This window comes from Gammaproteobacteria bacterium, assembly GCA_003696665.1.
GTDB lineage: Bacteria > Pseudomonadota > Gammaproteobacteria > Enterobacterales.
In genome coordinates this window covers 1-8,349 of sequence record RFGJ01000072.1, presented here as the reverse complement: position 1 = coordinate 8,349, position 8,349 = coordinate 1, and the positions used below count along the sequence as shown (strand labels likewise).

Sequence of the window (8,349 nt, the reverse complement as noted above, 5' to 3'; positions counted from 1 at the left end):
TTTCCGCTGCTGTCCTGTTGGCCACAATGGGCGCTTCGTATGCCGCAAATCATGACTCGCTTGGTGAAGCACTACGAGCCAGCCAAACCGACCTGTCGTTGCGCTATCGCTACGAGTACGTCGATCAGGATGGTTTCAATGATTCCGCAGAAGCCTCGACAGCACGGCTCCGCTTGACCTTCAAGAGCGGCGACTGGAAAGGCTTTTCCGTGTTGACCGAGTTTGATCATCTGGCGGAAGTTTGGGAAACGGACTACAACGACAAACTCAACGGTAAAACCGCTTATCCCGTGATTGCCGATCCGCTTTATACGGAAGTGAATCAAGCCTACATTTCATACAAAGGCTTTAAAAATACTGAAATCCGCTACGGCCGGCAAAGGATACTTCTGGACAACCAACGGTTTGTTGGTGGCGTTGGCTGGCGTCAAAATGAACAAACATATGACGGTGTTGTTTTGGTCAACAAGTCACTGCCGGACACCACGGTTATCTTTGCCAGTCTATACAACGTCAACAACATCCTTGGCAAAGATTTAACCGACGGACAGCACAATATCCTCAATGTGAAATACGAAGGCCTCAAGAACATTGCCGTCACAGGTTATGCCTACCTTTTGGAGAACATTTCTGACACTTACGGGGTTCGGCTAACCGGCAACACTGAAGCCTTCGCCAAAGGATTCGACTACACCATTGAGTATGCTACTCAATCGACGGATACGAGCCCTTCCGCCGACACAGATTATTATCTCCTAGAAGGCAAATTCCACCTAGATGGTTTTAGCCTCACCATCGGCAATGAGGTCCACACAACAGATAACGGCACCGCATTCCAGACGCCACTGGGAACAAATCATGCCTTTAACGGCTGGGCCGATAAGTTTCTTACCGTGCCGGGTACCGGACTAAACGATATTTATGTCGGAGTGGGCAGTCAGTTACTTGGCAATAAAGTAGTGCTCACCTATCACACTTTCTCAGCCGATACGGGAAGCGATGATTACGGTACCGAATGGGATCTGGCCATCAGCCGCCCGATTGCCAAAAATCAAACGTTGCTGTTTAAGTTTGCCAGTTACAGTGCGGATACGTTCTCAACGGATACGGACAAATTCTGGGTGCAATGGACAGCCAAATTCTGATTTGTATGTGAGTGCCTCTCCATGGTATTGGCCGCTGCTTGTCAGCGGCCCTTTTTTATGTTGAGCTAATGTCAAATCGTACGCAAGACGACAGTTATGCTGGAACATTACCAAAACTTCCTAAATCATCATCCGTTGATCTCCGCGTTTGACGAATCACAAAAAGAAACGCTGTTACGAGCCATTCATCCGCACGCCGTGGCGAACGGTGAGCACCTGTTCCATCAAGGCGATCCCGCCGAACGTTTTTTTCTCCTGGTTTCGGGGGCCATCAAATTGTATCGGGTATCGCAAGAAGGTAATGAAAAAGTGGTCGAAATTATTCAGCCTGGCGCAAGCTTCGCAGAAGCCATTATGTTCATGGAACAACCCAGATTTCCGGTCAATGCGCAAGCGATCAAGCCAAGCGAAGTGCTTTGCGTCAACAATGAAATTTACCGACGCTTATTGAGCACAAACCCAAAGACATGCTTTCGACTGCTTGCCGATCTGAGCATGCGGCTGCATAAACGTTTGAATGAAATTGAAACTCTCACCTTACAAAACGCCACCTACCGAGTCATTCGTTATTTTTTGACCAACAAAACCGAATCCAACGGTCAAACCGTCGTCCAACTTCCGGCAAGCAAACGATTGGTCGCCGCGCATCTGGCCATCCAGCCGGAAACCTTCTCACGGATTCTCGGAAAACTGAGAGACGAAGGATACATTGAGGTGCACGCCCGTTCGATCACGCTGCTAGACGTTGAGGGGCTCACTTTGTATCAGTAGCGTATCTCAAGCTTTGGGAACAGTGTGCGCAATCGCGCTTCGATCTCCGGCCAGGTCTCAGGCAATGGATTCATGCTCCCTTGCAACTTTTCGTCCAAACAATGGTTCAATCGCCCCATCTGAATGGCGTAACGAGCGACGCCTTTCGCCGCTAGTAATTCCGCCAGCGCTAGTAGTTCCGATGTACTCATCAAAGACCAAATGACAGTCGTCCGGCATTCAAAATCGACCTTGGCCTTGACCAACAATTCCAAGCTTCGCCATACGCCATCCAAAAACCGTTTTCGCCCGACGACCCGATGATAGTTTTGTGGCAGGGCCTTGATGTCCAACCCAATCCAGTCGACTTGCGCTAGACAAGTTTTCAGCCGTTCGGGAAACATGCCGCCGGTATGCAGTCCAACGGCAAATCCCAAAGCTCGCACATCGGTCATCATTTTCGGCAAATGCGGATTCAGCGTGGGCTCGCCGCCACTAAAAACAACGCCATCCAACCATCCTTGTCGTTCATGCAGGTAGGCGAGTACATCTGCCCATAGCAAGCCGTCTGTTGTCCCTTTTTTGATCAATTCGGGATTATGACAATACTGACAACGCCACGGGCACCCCGACAAAAATACCACCGCCGCCAGCCGTTTCGGAAAATCTATCGTCGTAAATGGCGTAAAGCCAGCGACACGAAGGCATGTCGCTGACACCGGTTTTCGCACTACTGCATCAATTGACATTTGTCTTCCCGGAAAAATCTGCGTTCCTCATATTCACCCTTCTTGCCAATGTTAAACTGGGACACCGGTCGATGATATCCCATCACGCGCGTCCAAATTTCGCAGCGAGTGCGCAAATGTTCTGGCAACATTGATTTGTCTTTCATTGGCTCACCTCCTCTATGGTTCGTTGTTTTGCTAATTTTGCGAGCAATTCTGCGTCACACTTCGGGCAGAACTCGTGCTCGCCAGACAAATAGCCGTGTTTGGGGCACACGGAAAATGTCGGTGTCACGGTGATATATGGCAACCGAAATTGCTCAAGTGCCCGTCGCACCAATTTCATGCACGCGCGCCAGTCAGAAATTTTTTCATGCATGTAGAGGTGCAGCACAGTGCCGCCGGTATACAGGCGTTGCAAAGGCTCTTGCATTTTTAGCGCCACGAACGGGTCATCCGTATATCCCACCGGCAATTGAGTCGAGTTAGTGTAATAAGGTTTATCCTTGGTGCCAGCATGAATGATATCTGGGAAGCGTGCCAGATCTTCCTTAGCGAAACGGTACGTCGTGCCCTCAGCAGGCGTTGCTTCTAGGTTATATAGGTTGCCTGTTCGTTCTTGGAACTCGACCATCCTGCGTCGGATATGCTCCAACAATCGAATGGCCAGTTGTTGACCCTCCGGATCGGTAATATCGTATTGCTCACGACTGAAGTTACGAATCATTTCATTCACACCATTCACGCCGATGGTCGAAAAATGATTACCAAGCGTGCCCAGATAGCGCTTAGTGAACGGATACAGACCACGGTCCATCCAACGCTGAATGACCTTACGCTTTATCTCAAGCGACTCACGCGCCAATTCCAAAAGTGCATCCACGCGTCTTAATAGGCCATCAAAGTCGTCTTTAAACAAGTAGCCCAGTCGAGCACAGTTGAGCGTCACAACACCGATAGAACCAGTCTGCTCGGCCGAACCGAACAACCCGTTACCACGCTTTAACAATTCTCGAAGGTCCAGTTGCAAACGACAGCACATGGAACGCACCATATGCGGTTCCAGATCCGAATTCACGAAGTTCTGAAAATACGGCAGCCCATATTTGGCAGTCATCTCGAAAAGCCGACGCGCATTATCGGATTCCCAAGGAAAATCCTTGGTGATGTTGTAGGTTGGAATTGGAAAGGTAAATACGCGCCCTTTGGCATCCCCTTGACTCATCACCTCAATATAGGCGCGATTAATCATGTCCATTTCTGGCTGTAACTCGCCGTAAGTAAAAGGTATCTCTTCGCCTGCAATGACAGGGACCTGATCGCGCAAGTCGTCGGGACAGACCCAGTCGAACGTGACATTCGTAAAAGGTGTTTGGGTGCCCCAACGGGAGGGAACGTTAAGATTGTAAATAAACTCCTGAATCTGCTGTCGCACCGCCTCATAGCTCAAATTGTCCTTGCGAACAAAAGGCGCTAGATAAGTGTCGAACGACGAAAATGCCTGCGCGCCTGCCCACTCATTCTGCAGTGTGCCGAGAAAATTGACCATCTGGCCAATGGCCGAAGACAAATGCTTCGGCGGTGCCGCTTCCACCTTGTCTGGGACGCCATTTAACCCTTCCATAAGGAATTGTCGCAACGACCATCCAGCGCAATAACCGGAAAGCATGTCCAAGTCGTGAATATGAATATCTGCTTCGCGATGTGCCAACCCAATTTCCGGTGGATACACATGCGACAACCAATAATTGGCAATAATTTTTCCAGATGAGTTCAAAATGAGCCCACCGAGCGAAAAACCTTGATTGGCATTGGCAGTGACACGCCAGTCGGCACGGGTCAAATACTCATTAATGGACTTCTCAACATCAACGACCGTGCGACAGTCGGCACGTAACGCTTTGTGCTGCGCCCGATAAGCGATGTAGGCACGCGCTGTGGTCAAAAACCCAGCATCAATCAGCGTTTCTTCGACGCGGTCCTGAATCCACTCTACAGTGGGTCGCTCAACGCTTGAGGCCTGAAGTCTTTCCTGCACTTGTGATGCCAAACGATCTGCGCACGACCGGTCAAATTCGCCTGTGGCATGCCCGGCACGCGCAATGGCATTTGCAATTTTGTTGATATCAAAAGGCACATGTGTGCCGTTCCGCTTGATCACCCACCCTATAGTACGCGTGTCCATAAATGCTCCCGGAAGATCAATATGATGTGCTCCCATGGAAGCAGTAGCACAATATATTGTAAATATCTCTTTGGCCGTTCAGGTGGGTAATATTGATCGAGATCAGGGTTGCTTATGACTGAACAACGTTAACCCTTTGTCAATTTGGTGAGAACAGATAAGGTTGGCGCCATGACCAAGCACCGGATCCAAACACACTTATGCTAGAACTGGTCTGTCCCGCTGGCAGTCTGCCAGCCTTACAGGCAGCGTTATCTGCTGGAGCCGATGCCGTTTATGTCGGTTTCAGGAACAACACCAACGCGCGGGCGTTTACCGGATTAAATTTTAATCACAAGCAGCTGGAACAAGCGGTGGCCACAGCACACCGGACGCACCGAAAAGTATTTTTTGCTATTAACACCTACGCTGAAGCTGGACGCGAACACACCTGGCATGACACCATCGATCAAGCCATCGCCCTAGGCACTGACGCTTTGATTATGGCGGATCCGGGGCTTTTGGCCTATGCGCGCGAAAAATATCCAGACGCACGTCTGCACCTATCCGTCCAAGGGTCTGCCACCACACCAGAAGCGATCAATCTATTTGTACGCGAGTACGGCATTCAGCGGGCTGTTTTACCCCGTGTGCTCAGCCTAAAGCAAGTCAAAGCAACAGCGCAGCTGGCGAACGCCGAAATCGAAGTTTTTGGTTTTGGCAGCCTGTGCATCATGGCCGAAGGGCGTTGTCATCTATCCTCCTGGCTCACCGGCGAAAGCCCCAATACCTATGGTGTTTGTTCACCTGCAAAATATGTCCAATGGGAAGAAACAAACGATGGCGCACTTTCCACTCGCCTCAACCGTGTGCTGATCGATAATTATGCGCCCGGCGAAGAGGCGGCTTACCCGACGCTTTGCAAAGGTCGTTTCGAGGTGCAAGGCAATCGCTATCATGCGCTTGAAGAACCCACAAGCCTAAATACGATCTCCTTGCTCCCTGAGCTTTACCATGCAAATGTCCGTGCGATTAAGATTGAAGGTCGTCAACGAAGCCCTGCGTACGTCAAGGAGGTCACCCGTATCTGGCGGCAAGCAATCGATAGTTTGCTTGAGCACCCTGACGACTTCAAAGTTCAGGAAAACTGGCAACAAAACTTAATGCGATTGTCAGAAGGTCGAATGACCACATTAGGCGCTTATCATCGGAGCTGGCAGTAATGAAAATTGTATTGGCCCCCATTCCTTTTTTCTGGCCAAAGCACAAGGTCTTGTCCTACTACGATCGTGTGGCAGATTGGCCTGTCGATCGTGTTTTTTTAGGTGAAACGGTCTGTAGCAAGCGGCGAGAAATGCGGCTTAACGATTGGCTGGCCATTGCCGAGAAGCTGGCCGATAAGGGTAAGGAAGTTGTCCTCTCGACACTCGCGCTGGTCGAATCGCGTGCAGAGGTCGGCCAGATACGACAAATCGTCGAAACCGGTTTGCCCATTGAAGCCAACGACTGGACGGCAGTAGACATTGCCGTGACACACGATAGGCCTTTTTACGCCGGACCGAGCATCAACATCTACAATAACGGCATGCTTCACGAATTGAAGCGTTTGGGGCTCGTAGGCTGGACGTTGCCAGTGGAACTTGGTAAACATCACCTGCAACGGTTTCAACATGATCCTGAAACTCCGCTACAGGTCATTGGTTTTGGTTTTGCGCCACTGGCCTACTCGGCGCGTTGCTTTACAGCCCGTGCTGCCAATGTTGGCAAAGATGCCTGCGAACTTCGCTGTCAGCAACATGAACAGGGCCTAGTCTTGACCTCGCAAGAACAGCAACCGATATTTCGTCTCAATGGTATTCAAACGTTGTCAGCGCAATGTATTGACCTTGCTCGCTACTGGCAAGAGATGAAAGCACATGGCGTCGATGAATTCCGATACATTCCAACCGACGACGATGACGGCGACCGGATTCAGGCACTCTATTCCGCCATTCAAGAAAAGCGGCAAGTGACGTGGTCACTTCCTTGGCCAAAAGCCACGGGTTATTGGTTCTCACTGCCCGGCATGTGTGATGCGGAAGAACGTTTAGCCATTTCCCAATAGACATCCAGCTCTTCTACTGACAATTTATCAGGCGTTTTACCGTCAGCGACAATACGCTCACACATGGTGCGCACGCGCTCAAAAAATCTCCGATTCGCCAATGCGAGTGCGCGCTCTGGATCGACGTCCAAATGCCGTGCCAAATTGACGACCGAAAACAGCACGTCACCCAGCTCATGCAACGTCGCAGGCTTGTCGTTGTCCGCAATCGTCTCTTTAAGCTCGCCAATTTCTTCATGCAGTTTATCGAACACCAACGATGCTTCCGGCCAATCAAATCCCCAACTTGCCGCCATCTGCTGGAGTTTCCAAGCCCCCCATAAGGCAGACAATTGTGGCTGCCACCGAATCCATGGGGAAGCCCCTCCCATTTCCTTTCGCTTAATTGCCTGCCATTGACGATTTAATGTTTCGTCATCTAAGCCACGCTCACAGTCAAAAGAAAATACATGCGGGTGCCGACGGCGCAGCTTTTCAACCGCATGATTGGCCACGTCAGTGAGGTCAAAATATCCCTTTGACTCCGCAATCTTCGCGTAAAACAAGCAATGAAACAAGAGATCGGCCAATTCGTCACGAATGGCCTCTGGCTTGCCCGTTTCTACGGCTTCCGAAAGCTCTGCCACCTCTTCTTTCGTATAACTCAGTAGATCTGACATTTCCTGCCGACGATCCCACGGGCATCCGTTGGGCCCACGCAGTCGTTCGACAATTTCATACAGGGTCCTAATCGCCTGACTCAATGCATCAAGATCGGCCATCACTAACCTCGTCGTACCGACAAGACATCACGCATTCCTTGAATTCGAGCCATGACGTCATCAAGTTGTTGCTGATCCAGAACCTCAATTTGAAGCTCTATAAGGGCATGTTCATGCTTTCTGGAAATCTGGCTGTTCATAGCAACGATGGGGATTTTGGCCTGAGCCAGCAAATGTGTTAAATCACGCAAGATACCGGTTCGGTCGACAACTTCCAGTAACAAATTCACCACGAAACGCCCGCCAGCACCGCTTTGCCATTGCACACCGATGAGTCGATTAGGATTTTGTTGACGCGCCCTGCGTATGTGCGGACATTGACTGGCATGCACAGTCACCCCTCGTCCCTGCGTGATGTAGCCAACTATGGGCTCGCCTGGCACAGGGTGGCAGCAGCCAGCGATGTGCGTCAGCACATTGCCAAGCCCCTCAACAATGACCGCGCTCTGCGCACTGGCCGCTTGACTTGTTCTGCTCGATAGACGCAGTGTTTCTTCATGCTTCGGCGCCAATTCAGGGAACATCCTCAGCATGGTATTGGTGACCTGTTCAACACCAAGATCGCCAATGCCAATGGCGGCATACAGGTCATCGACATGCTTGAGGTTGAGTTTTTCTGCCACTCCCTGCAAGGAAACGCCAGACAACCCTCGGTTTGTCATTGCCCGCTCCAGCATTTCACGCCCACGAGCAATGT

General features: G+C 50.6%; 9 protein-coding genes. 4 read left to right on the top strand and 5 right to left on the bottom strand.

Annotated elements, in window-relative coordinates; translation table 11 throughout:
• The first annotated feature begins 26 nt into the window (after nucleotides 1-26).
• Nucleotides 27-1,145 carry a hypothetical protein gene (locus D6694_02535; GenBank protein ID RMH47171.1) on the top strand — a complete coding sequence of 373 codons (1,119 nt, stop codon included), beginning with the start codon at nucleotides 27-29 and terminating at the stop codon, nucleotides 1,143-1,145.
• A gap of 96 nt (nucleotides 1,146-1,241) precedes the next feature.
• Nucleotides 1,242-1,916 (top strand): Crp/Fnr family transcriptional regulator, encoded by a 675-nt coding sequence (locus D6694_02530; protein RMH47170.1) that lies wholly within the window; start codon nucleotides 1,242-1,244, stop codon nucleotides 1,914-1,916.
• Here the strand turns inward: D6694_02530 and D6694_02525 are convergent.
• The 3 genes from D6694_02525 to D6694_02515 are packed head-to-tail and all read right to left on the bottom strand — an operon-like array spanning nucleotide 1,910 to nucleotide 4,808.
• Complete coding sequence (locus tag D6694_02525; GenBank protein ID RMH47169.1) at nucleotides 1,910-2,644, bottom strand: anaerobic ribonucleoside-triphosphate reductase activating protein; 735 nt, start codon at nucleotides 2,642-2,644, stop codon at nucleotides 1,910-1,912. The genes D6694_02530 and D6694_02525 overlap by 7 nt on opposite strands.
• Entirely contained in the window at nucleotides 2,626-2,790 is a 165-nt protein-coding gene (locus D6694_02520; GenBank protein RMH47168.1) for a hypothetical protein, read from the bottom strand. The genes D6694_02525 and D6694_02520 overlap by 19 nt, the downstream gene beginning before the upstream one ends.
• Nucleotides 2,787-4,808: a ribonucleoside triphosphate reductase gene (locus tag D6694_02515; protein ID RMH47172.1), complete on the bottom strand. Its 2,022-nt coding sequence runs from the start codon at nucleotides 4,806-4,808 to the stop codon at nucleotides 2,787-2,789. The genes D6694_02520 and D6694_02515 overlap by 4 nt, the downstream gene beginning before the upstream one ends.
• Nucleotides 4,809-5,008: 200 nt before the next feature.
• Here D6694_02515 and D6694_02510 point away from each other — a divergent pair, with 200 nt between their 5' ends.
• Nucleotides 5,009-6,010: a U32 family peptidase gene (locus D6694_02510; protein ID RMH47167.1), complete on the top strand. Its 1,002-nt coding sequence runs from the start codon at nucleotides 5,009-5,011 to the stop codon at nucleotides 6,008-6,010.
• On the top strand, nucleotides 6,010-6,891 hold the full coding sequence (locus D6694_02505; GenBank protein RMH47166.1) for a U32 family peptidase: 882 nt from the start codon (nucleotides 6,010-6,012) through the stop codon (nucleotides 6,889-6,891). The genes D6694_02510 and D6694_02505 overlap by 1 nt, the downstream gene beginning before the upstream one ends.
• On the opposite strand, the gene D6694_02500 is transcribed toward D6694_02505, so the two are convergent.
• Both D6694_02500 and D6694_02495 read right to left on the bottom strand, forming a co-directional pair.
• The gene (locus tag D6694_02500; GenBank protein ID RMH47165.1) at nucleotides 6,831-7,652 is read right to left on the bottom strand and encodes a nucleoside triphosphate pyrophosphohydrolase; all 822 of its coding nucleotides are present in this window, start codon (nucleotides 7,650-7,652) and stop codon (nucleotides 6,831-6,833) included. The genes D6694_02505 and D6694_02500 overlap by 61 nt on opposite strands.
• Before the next feature lie 2 nt (nucleotides 7,653-7,654).
• Nucleotides 7,655-8,349 (bottom strand): bifunctional (p)ppGpp synthetase/guanosine-3',5'-bis(diphosphate) 3'-pyrophosphohydrolase (locus D6694_02495; protein ID RMH47164.1); only part of this gene is annotated, 695 nt, incomplete at its 5' end.

Bases quoted from the DNA above. Each gene is read 5' to 3' on its own strand.
- D6694_02535 (RMH47171.1), top strand. From the start codon at position 27: ATGGGCGCTTCGTATGCCGCAAATCATGACTCGCTTGGTGAAGCACTA.
- D6694_02530 (RMH47170.1), top strand. From the start codon at position 1,242: ATGCTGGAACATTACCAAAACTTCCTAAATCATCATCCGTTGATCTCC.
- D6694_02525 (RMH47169.1), bottom strand. From the start codon at position 2,644: ATGTCAATTGATGCAGTAGTGCGAAAACCGGTGTCAGCGACATGCCTT.
- D6694_02520 (RMH47168.1), bottom strand. From the start codon at position 2,790: ATGAAAGACAAATCAATGTTGCCAGAACATTTGCGCACTCGCTGCGAA.
- D6694_02515 (RMH47172.1), bottom strand. From the start codon at position 4,808: ATGGACACGCGTACTATAGGGTGGGTGATCAAGCGGAACGGCACACAT.
- D6694_02510 (RMH47167.1), top strand. From the start codon at position 5,009: ATGCTAGAACTGGTCTGTCCCGCTGGCAGTCTGCCAGCCTTACAGGCA.
- D6694_02505 (RMH47166.1), top strand. From the start codon at position 6,010: ATGAAAATTGTATTGGCCCCCATTCCTTTTTTCTGGCCAAAGCACAAG.
- D6694_02500 (RMH47165.1), bottom strand. From the start codon at position 7,652: ATGGCCGATCTTGATGCATTGAGTCAGGCGATTAGGACCCTGTATGAA.